Below are 22992 nucleotides of genomic sequence, written 5' to 3'. Positions count from 1 at the left end.
GCGCAACCGACCCTCAGCTCCGCCGCAGGTCGATCACCTCGATCACGCCACACGCATGTCGCCGCGGTGCGTTCTCGATTCACGAATTCCCGGCGATGATCACCTCGGGGATACCCGTGCCGAGCATCACCGGCCTGCACACCGGTGCAGGCGCGGTCGGGTCGAGCACGGTGAGCAGCAACTCCTGCACGAACGCGTCGTACACCATGTGGAAGTGCCCGGTCAGGTTGATCGCGCAGCGGTCCTGCAGCGTGATGTTCTCCGCGCCGGGCCCACGCAGGGCGATGTTGCTGAACGGCTGGATCATCTCGTCGACCCGGCTGCCGATCGTCACATACTTCGGGCCTGGCACGGTGTCACCGCCCGCGTTGAGTTCGAGCATGATCGGCGACCCTTCCGCCTGCTGCACCGCCGCCACCGAGGTCACCCTGGCGAACGCCTGCATGCCGCCGGGCACCGCGTTCACGACCGGCACCAACCCGTACATCACGCCGCCGTAGCTCGGCGACGCGAGGCCGACCCACTGTCCGACCTTCGGCGCGCCGCCGAGCTTGTTGACGTAGTACCGCGTTACCGTGGCGCCCTGCGAAAACCCGACGAGGTCGACCTGGGTCGCACCGGTCGCGGCGAGCACCTGGTCGACGAACGCGCCGATCTGATGCGCGCTGAGCACGACATCTTCGGTGCCGTAACTGTCGGCCGCAGGCTTACCCCCGTAGTTGAGCGCGAAGACACAGAACCCGGCCGCGGCCAGCTGCGGCGCGATCGCCGAATAGTCCGAGTACGCGGACGAGTCGGTGCCGTGTGCGAGCACCACCGGCCGTGGCCGCGCGGCGCTCGGCACGCACCCGAAGTTGTTGGTGCCCAACGGAGCCACGTCACTGTGGTTCTTCTGATACTGCGCGGCGGCCATGTGGTCGGTCTGCACCGGACCGATCCGGGTCGGCACCTCGGGCGGTCGATATCCAGCGGGCGCGGCGTGCGCTACCCCGGAGCCGAGCATGACGACTCCGGTCAGCGCAACAAGCCACACCGCCCGCCTAAACTGTGAATATCCCCAACCCCAAAGACCACGAGACTGTCGCATCTCACAATGATCTCCCGAACCCGGTTCAAATGTGCACCCCGACGCGGCATTTCACCCGCCGTTACTTTTCGGGGGTCTCGTCTTCGGCGAGAATTCGGTAGAGGGACTTCCTGGTCTCGGTGAGCAGTTCCGCCGCTCGTGCCGCCTGCGCCGGAGTGCCCGCCGCCGCGACCTGTGCGACCGCGCCCATCAGCTGGCCGACGAGCGAACGCAGGTCCATGGCCTGGGTTCCGACGTCTTCCTTGACGTCCGCCCACGGGTCGCCCAGTTCGTCCTTGTGTTCGGTGACGTAGGCGGTACCCGCCTCGGTCAGTTGCGCGGTCTTGCGACCGGCCACCTTCTCGATGAGCACCAGGCCCTCGTCTTCGAGCTGCGCGAGCGCGGGGTAGATGGATCCCGGGCTCGGACGCCAGACGTCGTCGCTGCGCTCACGGATTTGCTGGATGAGTTCGTAGCCGTGCATCGGCCGCTCGGTGAGCAGCAGCAATACCGCAGCCCGCACGTCGCCGCGCCGACCTCGGCCACCGCGGCCACGGCCGCGACCGAAGCCACCGGGCCCGAAGCCGGGTCCGAAACCTGGACCGAAGCCACCGGGCCCGAAATCGGGTCCGTGGCCGTACCTTCCGCCACGGCGGAACCGCTGCCGCGGATCGAAATCCTCGTGACCGGCCCAGCCGCGGCGTCCGCGCCGTCCGAATTCGCGTTGTTCTTGGTTTTCCATGTCAGCCTCCTCAGGCTCTCGTGTTCGTTTCATGTTATCGACGATATATCGGCAATGCATCTAACGCAAGAGGATGTTCGAAATTTTCGGCGTGCCCACGGCGCTACCTGCGCTACCTTGTGGTCAGCAGCGACAGTCGGGGGTATGCGATGAGCGACAGTGGCCATGCCCGCGCCATCGATCGAGTCCACGCCCTGTTCCAGGACGTGCTCGCGCACGGTCTACGCGCCGACGCAGTGTCCGGGGCGACGAATGCCGAGATCGACGGCATGGCGGTGGCGCAACAAGCGGCAGCCGTTCCGGCGGCGCTGCGCGAGATCCTGCGGCTCATCGGCTACGACCGAGGGCCGTACTTCGGCGACGGAAGCGCCTTCGGCGTAGAGCTCCGCCTCGACGAGAAGAGCATGGCGCTGGAATTCTTCGATGAGATCGCCGCGCCACCGGCCGAATTCCGGGACCCAGAAGGCATGTTGGTGCTGCACTACCACGGCGGATACCAGGTCTGCGTGCTCGACGGCGCCGACCTCGACGATCCCGATCCCCCGGTGTGGCTGCTCCGCGAGGACGGCGAGCTGGCCCGGCTGTGGTCGACGACGACCGAATGGTTCTCCGGCGTCTGTGCCGAGGTCAAAAGCAGGGTCGACCAGCTGGGCCTGGCGCGGCACCAGTCGGACCTCGACTGGGCCGCGTACTTCTGCTGACAGTCAGCTCCGAATCAGAAGACCGGGGTGGTGCGACCGCTCAGCTCGCACAGGTTGCCGAAGGTCTTGCGCCAGTCCACCTGCTTGCCCTGCCAGGTGCCGGTCGCCGCACCGGTCACCGGCTCGTAGACCTGAGCGCACACCGCGCCGGGATCACCGGGCAGCTTGTCGAAGTCACCGCCGACAGCGGTCAGCGCGGCACACGCCGCCTCCGCGTTCTTGTGATCACCGCCGGTGGGTTCACAGGTCAGCGTGACTTGGGTCGGGGTCGAGTTCGGCGCTGCCGGAGTGACAGTGAGCGTCAAGACAGACTTGGCCGTCGACTTGGCATCGTCTTTGTTGTCGCTGGAACATGCCGTCGCGAAACCGAGTGCGACGACCGCAAAGCACACGGTCGCGAAGATGCGGCGGAGCGAGGAGATCGTCATCGGCACAGTTAATCACGAGCAAAAGCGCAACGCCCGATTGTGCGCGGCGCGTGGCGCGGTCAGTAGAAACCACGGGCGGCGCGGTCAGCCGATGTCGACCGGGTCGATCTGCACGCGGAGCGGAGCATCGGATCGGTGCGTGCTGCGGATGGCTTGACTGGTGGTGAGGGCGCGGGCCAGCGCGTTGCCGGATTTGCGGTCGACGCGCAGCAGCATGCGCTCGACCTCGGCGGGGGAATCGCCCGAGGAGAAGGGCTTGCGGGCGCCGACCGGGAGCGGGACCGGGCCGAGCACGTCGACGGCGTCGGGAAGGGTTGTGGCGGAGAGCAACTCGGCAATGGAATCGGTAGTGCCATCGATCGCCGCCAAGCGGACGGCCGGCGGAAAGCCGACCTCGGTGCGGGCGGCGAGTTCGGCGCTCGCATGCCAGACCGGGTCCCAGCGGAGCAACGCCTGAACGGTAGGGATGGTCGGTTCGGCCATCACGATGACCTGGCCGTGCGTGCGGACCAGGGTGGCCGCGGTCATCCAGCGGCGCAACGCGTCTTCGGCGGCGCGCAGGTCGGCGCGGCCGAGCAGCGCCCAGCTGTCGAGGAGCAGAGCAACACCGTAGCCACCGGGCAGCACGGGTTCGGCGCCGACGGTGGCGACCACGACCTGCGGGCCGGGCGGCACGGTGTCGAGCATGGCGCCGCCGCCGGAACCGCGGATCGGCACGCCGGGGAAGGCGCGGCCGAGTTCCTCGGCGGTGCGGATGGCGCCGATCACCACTGCGCGCAAGGCACGCGAACCGCAGGACGGGCAGCGGAACGCCGCCTCGGTGATGCCGCACCATCGGCAGCTCGGGCTGTGCGCGGCGTCCTGCGATTCCTGGTGTCGCGCACGACCATCCGGAAGGGCGAGCGGGCCGTTGCACCGCCGACACCGCGCAGGTGTCCGGCATTTCGTGCAGGCAAGCGATGGAATGTAGCCGCGCCGCGGCACCTGCACCAAGACGCCCGCGCCTTCCTTCAGCGCACTGCGCGCGGCACGGAACGCGGTCTCGGGGATACGAACCGCGCGGGCGATCGGATCGCGTTCCAACGCGGCATCACTGTCGCCCGGCGCGCTGATCCGCGGTGACGCCGCACGCACCACCGCCCGGTCTGCGACGAGATCGTGCGCCCACCCGCTCTCCACCACCGCCTGGATCTCCGCGGTCCTGGCGAACCCGGCCGCGACGAACGCGGCCCCCGTCTCGTGCGAGCGCAGCATCGCCACCTCGCGCGCGTGCGGATACGGCGCTCGCGGCTCGGCGTAGGTATCGTCCCCGTCGTCCCATATCGCCATCAGCCCAAGATCTTTGGCGGGCGCGAACACCGCGCTCCTGGTGCCGACCACCACCCGCGCCGTCCCACGCAGCACCGCGAGCCACCGCCGATACCGCGCGGCAGGACCGAGCCCCGCCGACAGCCCGACCGCCGAATCCCCCACCAGCCGATCACATTCCGCCAGCACCCGGTCGAGGTCCCGCTGATCCGGCACCATCAGAATCGCACTGCGCCCCTGCGCAACCACCGCCGCCGCCAGCTCCGCCAACCGCCGCGCCCAATCCTCCCCCGGCAACGCCTGCCAAGCCGCCCGCGGCCCCTTCCTTGTCGCCAGCGCCGTCATGAACGCCGCACCATGCAGATACCGCCCCCACGGCGCCAGATCAAACGAAACCAACGGCTCCTCGTCACCGTGAGCAAGCGCCTGCGACCCCGCGCCTACCGAATCCCCCTCGCCCAGAGCCGGATCCGATCCCACCGTGTCCATACCCGGCGACCCCACGCCCACCAAATCACCCTCGGGCCCATCAACACGGTCAGCATCCGCCGAATCAACTTCGTCGCCAGCGGAATCCGCGCCCGCGGGATCCGCGTCGGGCACAGCACCCGATGGTCCGAGCGGGCCACTCCACTTCTCGACAGCGCCGTCAGCGGGAGCCGAAGCGACCGAATCCGCGTCCCCGCCAACAGAACTCGACGGTCGCACGCCAGACTCCGCCGTCGCCGCGCCACCAACATCCGACGACTCGGACAGGCCAGCCCCCATTCCTGCAGGGCCATCAGCGCGAGCCGCATCCACCGAATCAACCTCGCCGCCAGCGCGACCCGTGTCAGGCACAGCGCCAACGCCCGATGGTCCGACCGGGCCACTCCGCTTCTCGGCGGCGCCGTCAGCAGGAGCCGCGTCGAGCGAATCAGCGTCCCCACCACCGGGACCGGGGGTTGGAGGGGCCATCTCGACCATCGGCTCCGCCGCAGTGCCCACAGCGGGTACCACAGGCGGTCCACTCCGATCCCCGACCGCGCCCCCAGCAACGGCCGACTCCGCCGAATCAGCTTCGCTAGCAGGGGAATCCGCATCCACGGATGTGGAGGCGGCAGGTTGCGACCGGGTCGGCGCATCCGTATCGGGCGACTCTGGAAGGTCTCCCGGCCTTTCTGCGGGATCAACCTCGGGCTCTCGAGTCGAATCGAGTTCGATGTCAGCAGGTTTCACCCGGCGCGGCGCTTTCGCAACCGACGATGCGCGCGGGTCGTCTCCTACGGAATTCGCCGGATCCGACGGGCTGGTCGTCGAATCTTCTTCCTCCGCACCGGAATCCCCCGCCTTCTTCTTCGACCCGCCGGTCTCGGTGCGGGCGTGGCGTGGCGGGATCGCCAGGCGCAGGACGTCGGCGCGGGTGCCCGCGTACCGAGCCGCCACTATCGTGGCGAGTTTCGCGATCTCGGGGGTGAGGACGCGTTCGCCGGAGACGACGCGTTCGAGTTTGACCAGTTTCCCGCCGTGGTCGCTGTGGGTGCGGCGTTCCAGGAGGTAGCCGTCGATCAGCCGCCCTGCGAAGCGGACTCGGACTCGGACTCCGGGCTGGGCGACGGCGTCCAGGTCGGGCGGAACCAGGTAGTCGAAGTCGCGGTCGAGGTGGGCCGGAGACAGCAAAGGGAGCACCCGAGCGATCGGGTGCTCCATTGCCGTTTCCTCGGTCCGGCCGCCACCCACAGGCAGTTCCCCCTGGGTGGCGGGGGTGTCCGCCGCGGGTTCGTTCACTCTGTGACGCTGAACCGCATCAGTCGCCTACAGGCCGACGGCCGCGCGCAGCTTGTCCGCGCGCATCTGGCGCGGCCTCCCACGGCAGGTCGACGTACGCAAGCCGGCCGACGCACTACAGGCCGACGGCCGCACGCAGCTTGTCCGCGCGGTCCGTGTGCTCCCACGGCAGGTCGACGTCGGTGCGGCCGAAGTGGCCGTACGCGGCGGTCGGTGCGTAGATGGGGCGCAGCAGGTCCAGGTCGCGGATGATCGCGCCGGGGCGGAGGTCGAAGACCTCGGCGATGGCCGACGAGATGCGCGCCGGGTCGACCTTCTCGGTGCCGAAGGTCTCGACGAACAGGCCGACGGGCGCCGACTTGCCGATCGCGTACGCCACCTGCACCTCGACCCGGTCGGACAGCCCGGCCGCGACGACATTCTTGGCGACCCAACGCATCGCGTAGGCAGCGGAGCGGTCCACCTTCGACGGATCCTTGCCGGAGAATGCACCACCACCGTGGCGAGCCATGCCGCCGTAGGTGTCGACGATGATCTTGCGTCCGGTCAGGCCCGCGTCACCCATCGGCCCGCCGAGCACGAACTTGCCGGTCGGGTTGACCAGCAGCCGGATGTTCGAGGTGTCCAGGCTCGGCAGCTCCAGGTCGGCGAGCACCGCGTCGACCACCTTCTCCCGAATGTCCGGTGCGAGAAGGTTGTCCAGGTCGATGTCGGCCGCGTGCTGGGTCGAGATGACGACCGTGTCGAGCCGAACCGGACGGTCTCCGTCGTATTCGATGGTGACCTGAGTCTTGCCGTCGGGCCGCAGGTACGGCAGCACGCCCGATTTACGAACCTCGGTGAGCCTGCGCGACAAGCGATGTGCGAGCGCAATCGGCAGCGGCATCAGTTCCGGAGTGTCGGTGGTGGCATAACCGAACATCAGGCCCTGGTCGCCCGCGCCCTGCTTCTCGATCTCGTCGTCGGAACCGCCGACGCGCGCCTCGTGCGAGGTGTCGACACCCTGCGCGATATCCGGCGACTGCGCACCGATCGCGATATTCACACCGCAGGAATTACCGTCGAATCCCTTTGCCGACGAGTCATATCCGATTTCCAGGACCTTTTCCCGAACGATCCGGGGAATATCGGCGTACGCCGACGTGGTGACCTCACCTGCGACATGGACCTGACCGGTCGTGACGAGGGTTTCCACCGCGACACGGCTGCGCGGGTCTTCCGCGAGCAGGGCATCGAGAATGGAATCGCTGATGGCATCACAGATCTTGTCCGGGTGACCTTCGGTCACGGACTCACTGGTGAATAGCCGGCTGCCGGACGTGCGCACAGTTTTTCCCTCTCCCTCAACGGGTTGTTCGTGTCGAATTGCGACAGTAACGTGCTGCTGCTACCGCACAACCCTTCATCTCAGACTATGGCAAGTCGCCGACACGCTGGCCCCCGAGAGATCTCTATCTCAGACAGCTCGCCCTGAATGGCATCGGGGACCACGGCATCGACGACGGGGTCATTGGGAATTATCCCAGCACTGCAATGGATTTCAGTTCAACAACGGCCCGAGCGCGTCGAGTACCCGACTGGCGAGCAGTGCCTTCGACCCGTGGTCGAGTGCCTGCTCGGTGCCGTCCGCACCTAACAGCCAGCCATCGTTGGTGTCGACCTCGAACGCCTTGCCGTCGCCGACCGCGTTGACCACGAGCAGGTCACACCCCTTGCGGGCCAGTTTGGCCCGCGCGTAGGTGAGCACGTCGCCGTGTTCGTCGCCGGTCTCGGCGGCGAATCCGACGATCGCGGTGCCGCTCAGCTGTCCGTCGCGGCGTGCCTGCACCAGACCGGCCAGGATGTCGGTGGTCTTGGTCAGCGCGATGACGTCGGGTTCACCCGCGCCCTTCTTGATCTTGGCGGCGGCCACGTCGGTCGGCCGGAAATCGGCGACCGCCGCTGCCATGATCACCGCGTCCGCGCCGACGGCGTGCTTGTCGACCGCGGTCTTGAGCTGCTCGGCGGTGGTGATGTGCACCAGATCGACGGCAGCGGGCGCGGCCATCTCGATCGTGTTGCCCGCGATGAGCGTGACGTGCGCGCCGCGTTGGGCCGCGACCCGGGCCAGGGCGTACCCCTGCTTCCCGGAACTGCGGTTGCCGAGGAAACGCACCGGATCCAGCGGTTCCCTGGTGCCGCCCGCGGTGATGACCAACCGGCGGCCTTCCAGGTCACGCGGGATGGCGTCGGCGCGTTCGAGCAGCAGCGTCGCGAGTCCGAAGATCTCCTCGGGTTCGGGCAGCCTGCCTGGGCCGGTATCGGTGCCGGTGAGCCTGCCCGACGCGGGCTCCATGACGATCGCTCCGTGGGCGCGCAGCGTCGCGACATTGGCGACGGTCGCCGGATGCTCCCACATTTCGGTGTGCATCGCGGGGGCGAACAGGATCGGACATCGGGCGGTCAGCAGCGTGGCGGTCAGCAGGTCGTCCGCGCGGCCCTGGGCCGCACGCGCCATCAGATCGGCGGTCGCCGGGGCGATGACCACGAGGTCAGCTTCCTGGCCGAGCCGAACATGGGGCACCTGGGGCACATCGGTGAACACGTCGGTGTGCACCGGGTTCCCGGACAGCGCCTCGAAGGTGGCCTTGCCGACGAACTGCAGCGCCGACTCGGTCGGGATCACCCGCACCTGGTGTCCGGTCTCGGTGAACCGGCGGACAAGCGAGCAGGCCTTGTATGCGGCGATCCCGCCGCCGACGCCGACGACGATCCGTGTGCTCACTTACGCCTCCGGTGGCTGAACCCCGCGTACGCGGGGACATCAACGACAATCCGTGCGGTCACTACGGCCTCCGGCTGTGGATCTTCCCCGCCCACACGGGGAGTTCGGTGCTGCGGCATCGCGCGAACCCGGGGCGCTTACTCGCCTTCGGAGTGCTCGAGCAGGTCGGAGTGGATTTCGCGCATCGCGACCGACAGCGGCTTCTCCTGCAGGCCAGGCTCGACCAGCGGGCCGACGTACTCGAGGATGCCGTCACCGAGCTGGTTGTAGTAGTCGTTGATCTGACGCGCGCGCTTGGCTGCGTAGATGACCAGCGCGTACTTGGACGAGGTGCGCTCGAGCAGCTCATCGATCGGGGGGTTGGTCAGGCCGATCGGGGTGTCGTAGGCGGGAACGGTCTTGATGTCCGAACTGCTCACTAGGTGTGCTCCTGCGCGTATATGAGTGGCCGACGACGAAGCCGGCGGGCGGGTTGGGCTCAGCGGGTGGCCGACAAAAAGCCGACAGGGGTCACGAACTGGAATTCGTGCTAACGAACAACGATACCAACTGCTCACAGGCGCTGGTCACCTCGTCGTTCACGATGACGATGTCGAACTCGTCACACGCCGCCAATTCGGTCCTGGCGGTTTCCAACCTACGCTCGATCACTTCCGGCGATTCCGTGCCGCGCGAGGTCAGCCTGGACACCAATTCGTCCCAGCTTGGCGGGGCGAGGAAGGCGAGGATCGCCTCGGGGATGGCCTTGCGCACCGACCGTGCGCCTTCTAGGTCTACTTCGACCAGCACCGGTAGGCCCGCCGCGAGGGCGGCCCGTACCGGCTCGGCCGGGGTGCCCGAACGTTGCAAACCACCGTGGATGTCTGCCCATTCGAGCAGCTCGTTCGTTTCGATCATGCTGTCGAACTCGGCTCTGGAGACGAACCGATAATCGACACCATCGATCTCACCGGGCCGCGGGGCCCGGGTGGTTGCCGACACACTGAAGATCAGGTGGGGCAGTCGCTCGCGGACGCAACGGACCACGGTGGACTTGCCAACGGCCGAGGGGCCGACCAGTACAACCAGTCGACCCTTCTGCGTGTGTTCGACCACCCTCGTTATCAGGCGTCGAAGTCGAACCGGGCGAGCAGCGCCTTGCGCTGCCGATCGCCGAGTCCGCGCAGACGCCGGGTGGGGGCGATCTCCAGTTCACTCATGATTTCCGCCGCCTTGACCTTGCCCACCTTCGGCAGGGCTTCCAGCAGCGCGGACACCTTCATCTTGCCGAGAATCTCATCGGACTCGGCATCGGTGAGGACCTGCTTAAGGTTGGTGCCGCCTCGCTTCAGGCGCTCCTTGAGCTCCGCCCGAGCGCGGCGAGCGGCAGCCGCCTTCTCCAAAGCAGCGGCGCGCTGCTCGTCAGTCAGCTGGGGAAGGGCCACGGTTCCTCCGTCTCATCGTTCATTGCATCAACTCCTGCCGGTAACCCGGCAGTCTCAGCGACCGTACCCACGACGTCCACCGATTGCGAACCCACCCCCCAGGTCAGCGCATGATTCCGGATGCCGTAGACGCGAGAGCGGCACTATCCGCACCGCTCGTCTGTCGCTGCGCAGATCGTACCGCCGAAATCGCGAAATGCCCCCTCAGCAGGGAGTTTTCAGTAACGACACAGGTTTGCGGGAGGGTTGCGGTGACGTGACATCTGTTGCCAGCAAACCGGCGACGGCCCGACCAGGAACTTTCTCGGAATTTCCCGCGTGTCGCGGTGTTCTTCCGCGTGTCGTGCGTCACAGACACATCGAACGGTCGGCGTGGGCCACATTGGGTGCCGATTCGATACCGATTCGGTGGCGAGGAGATTGCCCCTCTCCGTGCATCCTGGCCCCACCGGCCGACGAGTGCACCACCGGGGCGGGAAATGGGCGCAGCAGGGCGCACAGGGCCCGCTACGGGCCATATGCATGCGTGCACATGACAGCACGCGGGACGAAACCGGCCGGAGACCGGCGCGTGTGCGCTGGTCTCCGGCCGGTTCACCGCGATTTATCGCTGCAGGAAGCCGAACTCGTCCTGCAGCGCGCTCACTCGCGCGCGCAGCGCGGTGACGTCGGGTCCGTCACGAAGGACCTCCCGCGAGACATTCGGCACAACGGCCGCCAACATCGCCGCGGGGACCAGGTCACGGATGGTTTCCGGGCCGCCGCCCTGCGCACCGACACCCGGCATCAGGATCGGTCCGTTGAGCTCGGACAGGTCGGGCGCCTCGGTCAGGGTCGCGCCGACCACCACGCCGATCGAGCCGAACTCGGTGCCTGCGTTGCGCGCGGCAGCCGCGTCGACCATCGTCTGGGCGATGCTGCGGCCGTCACCCGTGATGACCCGTTGCAGTTGCGCCCCTTCGGGATTCGAGGTGGCAGCGAGCACGAACACACCGCGCCGGTTCGCCGCGGCCAGGTCCAAAGCCGGTGCCAGCGAATCGAATCCGAGGTAGGGCGACGCGGTCAGCGCGTCCGAGCCGAGCGGCCCGTCGGCCAGCCACGCACTGGCGTAGGCGTCCATGGTCGAGCCGATATCGCCGCGCTTGGCATCGGCGAGCACCAGCGTGCCCGAACCACGCAAGACCTCGATGGTGCGCTCCAGCACCGCGATTCCGGCCGAGCCGTAGGTCTCGAAGAACGCGACCTGCGGCTTCACCATCGCGACCCGGCCGTCGAACGCCTCGACGCAGATCTCCGCGAACTTCTCCAGCCCGTCCGCGTCCGCGGCGAGACCCCACGACGCCAGCAGCGCCGGATGCGGGTCGATGCCGACGCACACGGGGCCGAAATGCGCCATGGCGTGCTGCAATCGAGCGCCGAAGGTCTTCATCGTGCCCGCTCCGTTCGCGCCGTTGCCGTCGTCACCCACGCAGCACCGAGTGCAGTTCCTGCAGGGACCGCACCCCGATGCCGCCGTTGATACCGGCCTCGATGCCCTGCACCGCAGCAGCCGCGCCCTGCACCGTGGTGATGCACGGGATGTTGGCGCCGACCGCGGCACTGCGGATCTCGTAGCCGTCCACCCGCGGACCCGAGTTGCCGTACGGAGTGTTGAACACCATGTCGACCTCGCCGTCGCGGATCTGCTCGACGATCGTCGGCTGCGGCGCGCGGTCCGGACCGTCCAGCGTTTCGGGCTCGGAATGCTTGCGCACCCGCTCGCACGGAATGCCGTTGCGGCGCAGCATCTCCGCCGTCCCCTCGGTGGCCAGGATGCGGAAACCCAGGTCGTGCAGGCGTTTCACCGGGAAGACCATGGCGCGCTTGTCCCGGTTGGCGATCGAGACGAACACGGTGCCCTCGGTGGGCAGCGAGCCGTAGGCGGCGGTCTGGCTCTTGGCGAAGGCGGTGCCGAAGTCGGCGTCGATGCCCATCACCTCGCCGGTGGACTTCATCTCCGGGGAGAGCAGCGAATCCACGCCGGTGCCGTCGGCCTTGCGGAACCGGTGGAACGGCAGCACGGCCTCCTTCACCGCGACCGGAGCGTCGAGCGGGACGTGCCCGCCGTCGCCCTCAGCGGGCAGCATGCCTTCCTTGCGCAGGTCGGCGATGCTGGCGCCGAGCATGATCCGCGCGGCGGCCTTGGCCAGCGGCACCGCGGTGGCCTTGGACACGAACGGAACCGTCCGGCTGGCACGCGGATTCGCCTCGAGCACGTAGAGCACGTCGTCCTTGAGCGCGTACTGCACGTTGAGCAGGCCCTTCACCCCGATGCCCTTGGCCAGCGCGATGGTCGAGCGCCGCACGGCCTCGATATCGCTGCGGCCCAGGGTGATCGGCGGCAAGGCGCAGGCGGAGTCGCCGGAGTGGATGCCGGCCTCTTCGATGTGTTCCATCACACCGCCGAGGTAGACCTCCTCGCCGTCGCAGAGCGCGTCGACGTCGATCTCGATGGCGTCTTCCAGGAACCGGTCGACCAGTACCGGATGCTCGGGGCTGAGCTCGGTGGCCCGAGAGATGTAGCCCTCCAGGGACGTCTCGTCGTAGACGATCTCCATGCCGCGCCCGCCGAGCACGTAGGACGGGCGGACGAGCACCGGGTAGCCGATGGTCGCGGCGATCTTCTTGGCCTGCGCGAAGGTGGTCGCAGTGCCGTACTTCGGCGCGGGCAGTCCGGCCGCGACCAGCACGTCGCCGAATTCGCCTCGGTCCTCGGCCAAGTCGATCGCGGCGGCGCTGGTGCCGACCACGGGGACGCCGGCATCGGTGAGCCGCTGTGCGAGGCCGAGCGGGGTCTGCCCGCCGAGCTGCACGATGACGCCGATGACGTGCCCCGACTCGCTTTCCGCGTGGTAGACCTCGAGCACGTCCTCGAAGGTTAGCGGCTCGAAGTAGAGCCGGTCGGCGGTGTCGTAGTCGGTGGAGACGGTCTCCGGGTTGCAGTTGACCATCACCGTCTCGTAACCGGCCTGCGAAAGGGTCTGCGCCGCATGGACACACGAGTAGTCGAACTCGATGCCCTGGCCGATCCGGTTCGGGCCGGAGCCGAGGATGATCACCTTGTCGCGTTCACGCTGCGGTGCGACTTCGGATTCGGCGGCGGGATCGAGCTCGTAGGCCGAGTAGTGGTACGGGGTCTTGGCCTCGAACTCGGCGGCGCAGGTGTCGACGGTCTTGAAGACCGGGCGAACACCGAGCCGATGGCGCAGGGCCCGAACGCCGGTCTCCCCCGCCAACTCCGGGCGAAGCGCGGCGATCTGGCCGTCGGACAGCCCATAGTGCTTGGCGCGGCGCAGCAGCTGCTCGTCGAGCACCGGCGCGTCCGAGATCTCCTCGCGCAGCTCGACCAGCCCGGCGACCTCCGCGACGAACCACGGGTCGATACCCGAAGCGAGCGCGACCTCTTCGATGCTGCCGCCCAACCGCAGGGCACGCTCGACCTGGTAGATGCGACCCTCGGTGGGCGTACGCAGGTCGGTGAGGATTTCCTCGATCGCGCCGCGCACGTCGCCGTCGACCGGCGCCCACTTGCCGTCGGGCTGCGTCCAGAAGCCTGCCGCCTTCGTCTCCAGCGAGCGCAGCACCTTGCCGAGCGCCTCGGAGAAGTTGCGGCCCAACGACATTGCCTCGCCCACCGACTTCATGGTGGTGGTCAGCGTCGCGTCGGCGCCGGGGAACTTCTCGAAGGCGAACCGCGGCGCCTTGACGACCACGTAGTCCAGCGTCGGCTCGAAGCAGGCCGGGGTTTCCTTGGTGATGTCGTTGACGATCTCGTCGAGCGTGTAGCCGATGGCCAGCTTCGCGGCGATCTTGGCGATCGGGAAACCCGTTGCCTTGGAAGCCAATGCGGACGAGCGCGAGACGCGCGGGTTCATCTCGATGACGATCAGTCGCCCGTCGGCCGGGTTCACCGCGAACTGGATGTTGCAGCCGCCGGTGTCGACGCCGACCTCGCGCAGAATCGCGATGCCGAGATCGCGCAGCTTCTGGTACTCCCGGTCGGTGAGCGTCATGGCCGGTGCGACGGTCATCGAGTCGCCGGTGTGCACGCCCATCGGGTCGACGTTCTCGATCGAGCAGACCACCACGACGTTGTCGCGGCTGTCCCGCATCAGCTCGAGCTCGAATTCCTTCCAGCCCAGGATGGATTCCTCGATGAGCACGTTCGCGGTCGGCGAGGCCGCGAGGCCGCCACCGGCGATGCGGTCGAGATCGGCATCGTTGTAGGCCATGCCGGAACCGAGGCCGCCCATGGTGAACGACGGCCGCACCACCACGGGGAAGCCGAGTTCACGGACCGTGTCGCGCACCTCGTCCATCGTGAAACAGACACGGGAGCGGGCACTTTCGCCGCCGACCTTGGCGACGATGTCCTTGAACTTCTGCCGGTCCTCACCGCGCTGGATGGCCTCGAAGTCGGCGCCGATCAGCTCGACGTTGTACTTCTCCAGCACCCCGTTCTCGTGCAGCGCGACCGCGGTGTTCAGCGCGGTCTGCCCGCCGAGGGTGGCGAGGATGGCGTCGGGGCGCTCCTTGGCGATGACCTTCTCGACGAACTCCGCCGTAATCGGTTCCACGTAGGTGGAATCCGCGAACTCGGGGTCGGTCATGATGGTCGCCGGGTTGGAGTTCACCAGCGATACCCGCAGGCCCTCGGCCCGCAGCACCCGGCACGCCTGGGTGCCGGAGTAATCGAATTCGCAGGCCTGGCCGATGACGATCGGGCCTGAGCCGATCACCAGGATGTGGTTCAGATCGGTGCGGCGTGGCATCAGGCTCCTTCCATGAGACCGGCGAAACGGTCGAAGAGATAAGCGGCGTCGTGAGGTCCGGCGGCGGCCTCCGGGTGGTACTGCACGGAGAACGCGCGGCCGTCGACCAGGCGTACGCCCTCGACGGTGCCGTCGTTCGCGCACACGTGGCTCACCTCGGCCTTGCCGAAGGGGGTGTCGAACCGCTCGCCCTGCTCGCCTTCCAGCGCGAAGCCGTGGTTCTGCGCGGTGATCGAGATCCGGCCGGTCTCGTGCTCGACCACCGGTATGTTGATGCCGCGGTGGCCGAACTTCATCTTGTAGGTCGTGCGGCCGAGCGCGCGGCCGAGGATCTGGTTGCCGAAGCAGATGCCGAACAGCGGAACTCCGCGCTCGAGCACGCCCTTGGTCAGCGCGACCGCGCCGTCCTGGGTGGCCGGGTCGCCTGGTCCGTTGGACAGGAACACACCGTCCGGGTTCAGCTCGAGGATCTGCTCGAGCGACGCGTTCGACGGCACCACATGCACCCGCATGCCGCGTTCGGCGAACATGCGCGGGGTGTTGGTCTTGATGCCGAGGTCGACCGCGACCACGGTGAAGCGGCGGTCACCGGCAGGCTCGATGGTGTACATCGCGTCGGTGCTCACCTCCTCGGCCAGGTCGGCGCCGAGCATGGACGGCTGGCCGGTGACGCGGGCGAGCAGCGTGTCGGTGTCCGCGAGTGCGGCGCCGGAGAAGATGCCCGCCTTCATCGAACCGCGGGTGCGCAGGTGGCGGACCAGCGCGCGGGTGTCGACGCCTGCGATGCCGACGATGTCCTGGCTCTGCATCGCCTCGGGCAGGGAGGTGGTGGCCCGCCAGTTGGAGGCGCGGCGCGCGGGGTCGCGCACCACATAGCCGGCGACCCAGATCTTGCCGGACTCGTCGTCCTCGTCGTTCCAGCCGGTGTTGCCGATCTGCGGGGCCGCGGCCACCACGATCTGGCGGTGATAGCTGGGGTCGGTGAGGGTCTCCTGATACCCGGTCATCGCGGTGCAGAACACCGCCTCGCCGAGCGTCTCGCCCACGGCGCCGTAGGCCGAGCCGCGGAATACCCGGCCGTCCTCCAGCACCAAAGCGGCTTCTTGTCCTGTCGGCCCACCCGTCACCCGACCGCCACCCCCCATGGAATCGCTTCGCGATACTGCCGTCATTACTCGTCGTCTCCCGTCGTCTTCGTCTGGTCCGCGTGCAGGCCCTGCGTCCAAGCCGGGTACACCGTCTTGTCGTCGCCGCGGAAACCGGTATCGATCTCGGTTCCGGTGGGCAGCTTCCAGCGAACTACCAGCACACCATCTTCTGTCATCACTTTGCCCGCATGCCCGCGCTCGGTGCGCACCACCGTGATGGACTCCTGCGGAATCCAGATCACCGTCGCGCCGTCACGCTCGAGCAGAATTCCTCGTTCGAATCGCGTGAGTTCCGCATTGGCCCGGAAACCCAAGTCGCCGACCGCGATTCGGTCCTGCCAGCTCGGCGCCATGGTGCTGCCGAGATACAGGCCGGTGGTCGGCTCCAGCACCTGGGCGCCGAGGTCGGCAGGCACGGTGGGCAGTTCACCGATGCTGGCCTGCTGTCGCTTCGCCCGGTTCTGCCAGCCGCGGTACATCAGCCAGATGCACAGGGCGAACAGCGCGAGCAGTCCGATAACCCACAGCGTTCTTTCCACTTACGGACCTCCGTCGCCACGATGCACTGCTTTGCCCTCGCGGGCGGTTACCCGGCCGCGCAGCAACGTCGTCGTCACTCGGGCCGGGAACGTCATGTCCTCGAACGGTGTGTTGTTCGAGATGCTGGCGAGCTCGCTCGCCCGCACCGTCCAGCTGGTTTCGGGGTCGACCAGCGTCAGGTTCGCGGGCTCGCCGACCTCGATCGGCCTGCCGTGCTCGTCGAGACCGACGATGGCGGCCGGGCGCTCGCTCATCACCGCGGCGACGCCGCGCCAATCCAGCAGGCCCGGTTCGACCATGGTCTGCACGATGATCGACAGCGCCGTCTCCAGGCCGAGCATGCCGGGGCGCGCCGCGGCGAACTCGCAGCACTTGTCCTGCTCGGCGTGCGGGGCGTGGTCGGTGGCGACGCAGTCGATGATGCCGTCGGCCAGTGCCTGACGCAGGGCGGCGGCGTCGGAGGCCTCGCGCAGCGGCGGGTTGACCTTGTTGACCGCGTCGTAGGTCTCCAAGCGCGAGTCGTCGAGCAGCAGGTGGTGCGGGGTGACCTCGGCGGTGATCGAAATCCCCTGCGCCTTGGCCCATTTCAGCAGCTCGACGGTGCCGGAGGTGGAGGCGTGGCAAATGTGCACGCGCGCACCGGCATCGCGGGCGAGCAGCGCGTCGCGGGCGACGATGGACTCCTCGGCGGCCCGCGGCCACCCGGCCAGGCCGAGCCGCGCCGCGGTCGGACCCTCGTGTGCGACAGCGCCGATGGTGAGTCGCGGTTCCTCCGCGTGCTGCGCGATCAGTACGCCGAGGGTGTTCGCGTACTCCAGCGCGCGGCGCATGAGCAGCGGGTCGTAGACGCAGTGGCCGTCGTCGGAGAACATCCGGACCGCGCCGACACCCGCTGCCATGGTGCCCATTTCGGCGAGTTGCTTGCCTTCGAGACCGACGGTGACGGCACCCACCGGGTAGACGTCGACCAGGCCGACCTCCTGGCCGCGGCGCCACACGTGATCGGTGACGACCACCGAGTCGGCGACCGGGCTGGTGTTCGCCATCGCGAAGACCGCCGTGTACCCACCCAGTGCGGCTGCGGCGGAACCGGATTCGATGGTCTCGGTGTCCTCGCGGCCGGGTTCGCGCAGGTGCGTGTGCAAGTCGACGAAGCCGGGCAGCAGGATCTGGCCTGCGGCGTCGATGACGTCCGCGTCGGCGGCCGCGAGATCGGTGCCGATCTCGCGGATTACACCGTCGGCGATCAGTACATCGACCGGATCACCCTCGCCGTAGACGCGAGCACCCTTGATCAGCACGGTCATGCCACCGCCTCCTGGGTACCGACCAGCAGCCGGAACAGGACGGCCATGCGCATGTGTACTCCGTTCGTCACCTGTTGCAAGATCGCGGCCTGCCCGGAATCGGCTACCGCGGAGGCGATTTCCATGCCGCGCAGCATCGGACCCGGATGCAGAACCACCGCGTGCTCGTCCAGCAGCGCCATCCTGCGCTCAGACAAGCCATAGTTGATCGAATATTCGCGGGCAGAAGGGAAGAAGCCGCCGTTCATTCGCTCGGCCTGCACGCGAAGCATGAGAACCGCGTCGGCGCCGGGCAATTCGGCGTCCAGCGCGTGCGAGACGCGGGCAGGCCAGCTCTCCACCCCGACGGGCAGCAACGTGCGTGGGGCGACAAGCACCACCTCGGCGCCGAGAGTGGCCAGCAGGAAGACATTCGAGCGGGCGACCCGGCTGTGCAGGATGTCGCCGACGATGACGACCCGCTTGCCCTCGATGTCGCCGAGGCGCTGACGCAGGGTCAATGCGTCGAGCAGTGCCTGAGTGGGGTGCTCGTGCGTGCCGTCGCCCGCGTTGATGATGGCAGGGCCGCCGCGACCGGAGGAGACGGCCCAGGCGTCCATCCAGCGCGCAATCTGGTGTGCCGCACCGGAAGCCGGATGCCGGACGATCAGTGCGTCGGCGCCCGCGGCGTGCAGAGTGAGCGCGGTGTCGCGCAGGGATTCACCCTTGGAGACCGAGGAGCTGCTTGCGCTGACGTTGATCACGTCCGCGCTCATCCACTTGCCCGCGACCTCGAACGACACCCTGGTGCGGGTCGAGTTCTCGTAGAACACCGTCATCACGGTGCGGCCGCGCAGGGTCGGCAGCTTCTTCACGTCGCGGCCGAGTAGTGCTTGCTCGAACCGGTCGGCCTCGTCGAGAAGCTCCGTCGCGGTAGCCCGATCGAGATCGGTCACCGTCAGCAGATGCCTCACGCTTCAGCCTCCTGTCGCAGGTAAACGCCATCACGGCCGTCGTGTTCGGTAAGTAGGACAGAGATGTCCTCGGAGCGCGAAGTTGGCACGTTCTTGCCGACATAGTCCGCGCGGATGGGCAATTCGCGATGACCGCGGTCGATGAGGACCGCGAGTTGCACCGCGCGCGGGCGTCCGAGATCGCGCAGCCCGTCGAGTGCCGAGCGAACGGTGCGACCGGAGAAGAGGACGTCGTCGACCAGCACGACCAGCGCGTCTTCGATGCCACCCTCCGGGACCGAGGTGCGTTCCAGCGGCCGGTGCGGGCGCGAGCGCAGGTCGTCGCGGTACAGCGTGATGTCGAGCGAACCGAGGGCCGGGCGGACGCCGGAGAACTCCTCGATCTTGTCCGTGAGTCGCGCGGCCAGCGAGGTGCCCCTGGTCGGGATGCCGACCAGCACGACGCGTGGCGCGTCCCGCTCGCCCGCGTCCAGCGCGGTTTTTTCGATGATCTGATGCGCGATGCGCGCGATGGTCCGACTGACATCGGAAGCTGACAACAGCTCCCGCCCCGCCTCCACCCCCTCGGGGGTGTGTCGCTGCGATGTCTCGGCAGCGCCGGACTTGGCGGCCCGTTCTTCGGGCACGGCCATGCCGACCTCCTTCCCCGCCTCACCGGACGGTCCGTTAAAGGATGTCTTACGGCAAGCAGCCTAACAGCGGCCGGTACCCCACTTTCACCAGGCATATCGCGGTGTGAGCGGCACCACGGACGAGCTGTGCGGCGCACCACTCGACGCCTCCTGGAATGTCGGGATTGTCGGGGATCATGGTTCGAATACCGCGCAGAACTAGCACACATGTTCGATTGACGGTACGCTCGGCGGCATGTCGACACCGCTACAGGGATCGCTGCTCGACGGGTTCGGGGACACCGAATTCGGGCCGCTTCGCGATGCGCGCCGGACGGTGCTCGACCGCGGCGCCTGGGTGGATGTGCTGCCGGGCTGGCTGTCCGGCGCCGACGCGCTGTTCGATCGGCTGGTCGACGATGTGCCGTGGAAGGCGGAGCGGCGGCCGATGTACGACCGCGTCGTCGATGTGCCTCGGCTGCTCAAGTTCTACGAGGAGCACGAGCCGCTGCCGGATCCGGTGCTCGCTGACGCACGGCGGGAATTGACCGCGCACTATCGGCGCGAGCTCGGGGAACCGTTCACGACGGCGGGGCTCTGCTACTACCGCGACGGACAAGACAGCGTGGCCTGGCACGGAGACACCTTCGGCCGCGGAGCGACACACGACACGATGGTGGCGATCGTATCCGTCGGTGCGCCACGGGCATTGCTGCTGCGGCCACGCGGCGGTGGCGAGAGCATTCGGTATCAGGTCGGGCACGGGGACCTGCTCGTGATGGGCGGCTCGTGCCAGCGCACCTGGGAGCATGCGGTGCCGAAGTCCCGCAGGCCGACGGGTCCACGCATCAGCATTCAGTTCCGGACCCGCGGTGTGCGCTGACGGACTGTGAGCTGAGCGATACCGCTTGACCTGAAGCATTGTTCAGGTTGGAAGCTGAACACCATGAGCGAACGAAGTGAGCGAATCATATTGCAGGGCGCCCCCGCGCATGACGAAACCGAGCGCCAGCGAGGTGCAGTCATGAGCGCAACCACTTCGCAGGCACCCGTCCTCGCCGACACCACCGTCGACCACACCGCGGACATCGCGGCCATCACGGCGATCGTCGGCAATGCCGAAACCGCGTACAACACCAACGATGCCGAGCTGCTGACCGCCGACTTCACCGCCAACGCCACGGTCGTCAACGCGATGGGCGTGCTGATGACCGGCCGAGACGAACTTCTCGCCGCGAATCGCGCTGGGCTGGCCGGGTTTCTGAAAGACCTCTACGTCCGCTACGAGGTCACCGATATCACCTTCGTGCGCCCCGACGTGGCGATCGCGCACAAGGTAGCGCGGGCCACCACCGCCGACGGCACCCTCATCGACATCGATCCGGCGATGATCGCGGTGTACGTCCTGGTCAAGGAGAACGGACGGTGGTGGGCGGCGGCGCGCCAGAACACCCTCGTCCCCAGCGCCGAATGAGCGGCCGTTTCTCGACGGCATGAAGCTCGAAGACGCAGTGCCGCAACAACATCGAGGGGTGCGGCGCTGCGTCGACGAGTTTCGAAACGAGGTCGGCAGTGGCGCGCACTGCGGTGCGTCACGAGGACCCGTGGCGTGAAACTGCCTCGACGAACCCGAAACACGTCCGGTGGTGACGCACAACGTGGTGCGACACCAGGACGCGCGGTGGCGCACAGCGTGGTGCGGTGACCCTGCGTGAAGGTGTCAGTTCGGCGCGTGATCGGCTAGGCGGCGTAATCTGTTGCGCCGCAACGTGGCCGCGTGGGACCAGATGGCGTGTTCGGCTTCCTCGGTGATCGGGCCGCTGCGCCGCCCGACGATGTCGATGCGGGCGCGACGGGCGGAGGTCACCAGGTTGCGGTACTGCCGGGAGATCTGGACTTCGCCGTTGGTTTCGGGGTAGTCCAGGTACTGGTAGGCCATGCCGCGGTAGGGGTAGTTGCCCATGGTGGCGATGGTTCGTGCCAGGTCGCGCAGTTGATCGGCGGCGGCGAATATCGTGATCAGCCCGCCGATCCGGTCGACGCGCAGCCAGCCGGTCGGCTGCGGGGCGTAGTCGTTGTTGTACCGCTCGTCGCTTCCCATCGCGCGTTCTGCCGCCAAGGCGTCGACCGCACTGTCCAACCCGAAGGTCTGCCAGCGCACGGTGCCCGCGGAACGGTCACGGAACGGCAGCCGACGCCGCAGGGCCGCGGCGGCAGCCGAGGTGAACACGGTCAGATCGGACGGCACCACCACGATCGGATCCGACGGTGCCCCGTCGAACGGATTCGTGTCCAGCTGCGCCGGATCGATCACGATCAGCGTGCCGGGTCGCCGCTGATACGCCAGCCCCCACAGCAGCCGGGCGAGCACCCGAGCCCCACGCCAGTCGGACAGCACATGCCAAGTGTCGTGAAAGTAGTTGGTGGCGAAGCGGAAATCGCTGCCGGGACGCAGGCTGACGACGGTATACACCCGCCCGTCGAGCACCATGGTGCGTCGATGCAATTTCAGCATCGCATCGGTGGCCGAACTCGGTCGCGGCCGTTTCTGTTGCGCGGCCACTCTTCCTCCGTTTCTGCCTCGCGATACCCAAAGCACATCACAGAAGATCAGTGCGTCGCAACGGGTTTTCCGCCGCTCGCAGGCGGCACCTGGAGTTCACCCGCCGTCTGGACTCGAGCCCGGCACGGCCCGTTAGATTGACATCATGAGCAATCCTGGGGCGGGGGTCTTGGCCGTGATGCCGCTGCATACGATCAGCGAGGTCTACGGCGAGTCCGGACTGCGTGAACGGCTGTTACTGGAGATCGCCGAGCTACCGGACGTCGACCGGCTCACCGCCGCGCTCGACCTGGCCGCCGACCTGCACCGCGACGACCGCTACGGCCGCGAGCCATATCTCAATCATCTACTGCGCGTAGCGATCCGGATCATCAGCCACTACCAGGTGCGCGACAGCGACTTGGTCGCCGCAGGCCTGCTGCACGACGCCGTCGAAGACCACGCGACCGAGTTGGCCGGCGACCGTCCCGGCGAGGCCACCACCGCCGCCCTCGCCGAACTGTCCGATCGCTTCGGCCCCCGAGTGGCCGAACTCGTTGCCGCCGTGACCAACCCGGAACCAGACCCCGCGCTCGACCGCCACGTCCAGTACCGCGAGCACGTTGCCGCCAATCTCGACCGCGCCCCGTGGGCCAGAATCATCAAGCTTTCCGACTTCACCGACAACGGCGTCGGCATCCTGTACGCCACCGGCCCGCACATGCACAAACTAGCCGTCAAATACCGCCCCCTCACCCCCATCTACCGCGACCTCGTCACCCGCCCCGACACCCCGCTGTCCGATGAGGTCAAGCAATACATCCTCGACCAACTCGACAGCGCCGACGAACGTTTCGCCGCCATCCTGGCCCGCGACTGA

General features: G+C 67.8%; 21 protein-coding genes. 4 read left to right on the top strand and 17 right to left on the bottom strand.

Translation table 11 applies throughout. The features are described from left to right. Positions 1-79: 79 nt before the first annotated feature. Positions 80-1003 carry an esterase/lipase family protein gene (locus NA11_RS35450; RefSeq protein WP_084655333.1) on the bottom strand — a complete coding sequence of 308 codons (924 nt, stop codon included), beginning with the start codon at positions 1001-1003 and terminating at the stop codon, positions 80-82. 145 nt (positions 1004-1148) lie between these two features. After that, positions 1149-1808: a PadR family transcriptional regulator gene (locus tag NA11_RS35445; protein ID WP_069166444.1), complete on the bottom strand. Its 660-nt coding sequence runs from the start codon at positions 1806-1808 to the stop codon at positions 1149-1151. 149 nt (positions 1809-1957) lie between these two features. On the opposite strand from NA11_RS35445, the gene NA11_RS35440 reads away from it, so the two are divergent. Further along, complete coding sequence (locus NA11_RS35440) at positions 1958-2509, top strand: SMI1/KNR4 family protein (RefSeq protein WP_069166443.1); 552 nt, start codon at positions 1958-1960, stop codon at positions 2507-2509. Between the two features lie 14 nt (positions 2510-2523). On the opposite strand, the gene NA11_RS35435 is transcribed toward NA11_RS35440, so the two are convergent. The 14 genes from NA11_RS35435 to pyrR form a co-directional block, all read right to left on the bottom strand. Then, on the bottom strand, positions 2524-2937 hold the full coding sequence (locus NA11_RS35435) for an SSI family serine proteinase inhibitor (RefSeq protein WP_069166442.1): 414 nt from the start codon (positions 2935-2937) through the stop codon (positions 2524-2526). A gap of 84 nt (positions 2938-3021) precedes the next feature. Further along, positions 3022-5934, bottom strand: a complete 2913-nt coding sequence (locus tag NA11_RS46865) for a primosomal protein N' family DNA-binding protein (protein ID WP_245746428.1) — start codon at positions 5932-5934, stop codon at positions 3022-3024. 193 nt (positions 5935-6127) lie between these two features. Continuing rightward, the gene (gene metK, locus NA11_RS35425) at positions 6128-7339 is read right to left on the bottom strand and encodes a methionine adenosyltransferase (RefSeq protein ID WP_084655328.1); all 1212 of its coding nucleotides are present in this window, start codon (positions 7337-7339) and stop codon (positions 6128-6130) included. Between the two features lie 213 nt (positions 7340-7552). Further along, positions 7553-8776, bottom strand: coding sequence for a bifunctional phosphopantothenoylcysteine decarboxylase/phosphopantothenate--cysteine ligase CoaBC (coaBC, locus tag NA11_RS35420; protein ID WP_069166441.1), 1224 nt, complete (start codon positions 8774-8776; stop codon positions 7553-7555). Positions 8777-8913: 137 nt separating this feature from the next. Next, entirely contained in the window at positions 8914-9195 is a 282-nt protein-coding gene (gene rpoZ / locus NA11_RS35415; RefSeq protein ID WP_069166440.1) for a DNA-directed RNA polymerase subunit omega, read from the bottom strand. Between the two features lie 91 nt (positions 9196-9286). Next, positions 9287-9871, bottom strand: a complete 585-nt coding sequence (gene gmk, locus NA11_RS35410; protein ID WP_069166439.1) for a guanylate kinase — start codon at positions 9869-9871, stop codon at positions 9287-9289. 8 nt (positions 9872-9879) lie between these two features. Further along, positions 9880-10200: an integration host factor, actinobacterial type gene (gene mihF, locus NA11_RS35405; protein ID WP_014986450.1), complete on the bottom strand. Its 321-nt coding sequence runs from the start codon at positions 10198-10200 to the stop codon at positions 9880-9882. Between the two features lie 604 nt (positions 10201-10804). Then, entirely contained in the window at positions 10805-11629 is an 825-nt protein-coding gene (pyrF, locus tag NA11_RS35400; protein WP_069166461.1) for an orotidine-5'-phosphate decarboxylase, read from the bottom strand. A gap of 31 nt (positions 11630-11660) precedes the next feature. Next, entirely contained in the window at positions 11661-15011 is a 3351-nt protein-coding gene (gene carB, locus NA11_RS35395) for a carbamoyl-phosphate synthase large subunit (RefSeq protein WP_069166438.1), read from the bottom strand. Further along, positions 15011-16156, bottom strand: a complete 1146-nt coding sequence (gene carA, locus NA11_RS35390; RefSeq protein WP_069166437.1) for a glutamine-hydrolyzing carbamoyl-phosphate synthase small subunit — start codon at positions 16154-16156, stop codon at positions 15011-15013. The genes carB and carA overlap by 1 nt, the downstream gene beginning before the upstream one ends. 26 nt (positions 16157-16182) lie before the next feature. Next, on the bottom strand, positions 16183-16698 hold the full coding sequence (locus NA11_RS35385; protein WP_069166436.1) for a PH-like domain-containing protein: 516 nt from the start codon (positions 16696-16698) through the stop codon (positions 16183-16185). Continuing rightward, entirely contained in the window at positions 16699-18006 is a 1308-nt protein-coding gene (locus tag NA11_RS35380) for a dihydroorotase (protein ID WP_069166435.1), read from the bottom strand. It lies immediately after the preceding gene. Then, positions 18003-18959 carry an aspartate carbamoyltransferase catalytic subunit gene (locus tag NA11_RS35375; RefSeq protein ID WP_069166434.1) on the bottom strand — a complete coding sequence of 319 codons (957 nt, stop codon included), beginning with the start codon at positions 18957-18959 and terminating at the stop codon, positions 18003-18005. The genes NA11_RS35380 and NA11_RS35375 overlap by 4 nt, the downstream gene beginning before the upstream one ends. After that, on the bottom strand, positions 18956-19591 hold the full coding sequence (gene pyrR / locus NA11_RS35370) for a bifunctional pyr operon transcriptional regulator/uracil phosphoribosyltransferase PyrR (RefSeq protein WP_069166433.1): 636 nt from the start codon (positions 19589-19591) through the stop codon (positions 18956-18958). The genes NA11_RS35375 and pyrR overlap by 4 nt, the downstream gene beginning before the upstream one ends. A gap of 235 nt (positions 19592-19826) precedes the next feature. On the opposite strand from pyrR, the gene NA11_RS35365 reads away from it, so the two are divergent. Together NA11_RS35365 and NA11_RS35360 are read left to right on the top strand one after the other, a co-directional pair. Then, the gene (locus NA11_RS35365; protein ID WP_069166432.1) at positions 19827-20453 is read left to right on the top strand and encodes an alpha-ketoglutarate-dependent dioxygenase AlkB; all 627 of its coding nucleotides are present in this window, start codon (positions 19827-19829) and stop codon (positions 20451-20453) included. Positions 20454-20594: 141 nt separating this feature from the next. Beyond that, complete coding sequence (locus tag NA11_RS35360) at positions 20595-21044, top strand: SgcJ/EcaC family oxidoreductase (RefSeq protein ID WP_069166431.1); 450 nt, start codon at positions 20595-20597, stop codon at positions 21042-21044. A 246-nt stretch (positions 21045-21290) separates the two neighbouring features. Here NA11_RS35360 and NA11_RS35355 read toward each other — a convergent pair whose 3' ends face one another. Next, positions 21291-22133: a hypothetical protein gene (locus NA11_RS35355; RefSeq protein WP_084655327.1), complete on the bottom strand. Its 843-nt coding sequence runs from the start codon at positions 22131-22133 to the stop codon at positions 21291-21293. Positions 22134-22278: 145 nt separating this feature from the next. On the opposite strand from NA11_RS35355, the gene NA11_RS35350 reads away from it, so the two are divergent. Then, a complete protein-coding gene (locus NA11_RS35350) occupies positions 22279-22992 on the top strand; it encodes an HD domain-containing protein (protein WP_069166430.1) in 714 nt (237 codons plus the stop codon).

The organism is Nocardia altamirensis NBRC 108246 (assembly GCF_001612685.1).
Taxonomy (GTDB): domain Bacteria; phylum Actinomycetota; class Actinomycetes; order Mycobacteriales; family Mycobacteriaceae; genus Nocardia; species Nocardia altamirensis.
This window is presented reverse-complemented; position numbering and strand designations above follow the sequence as displayed.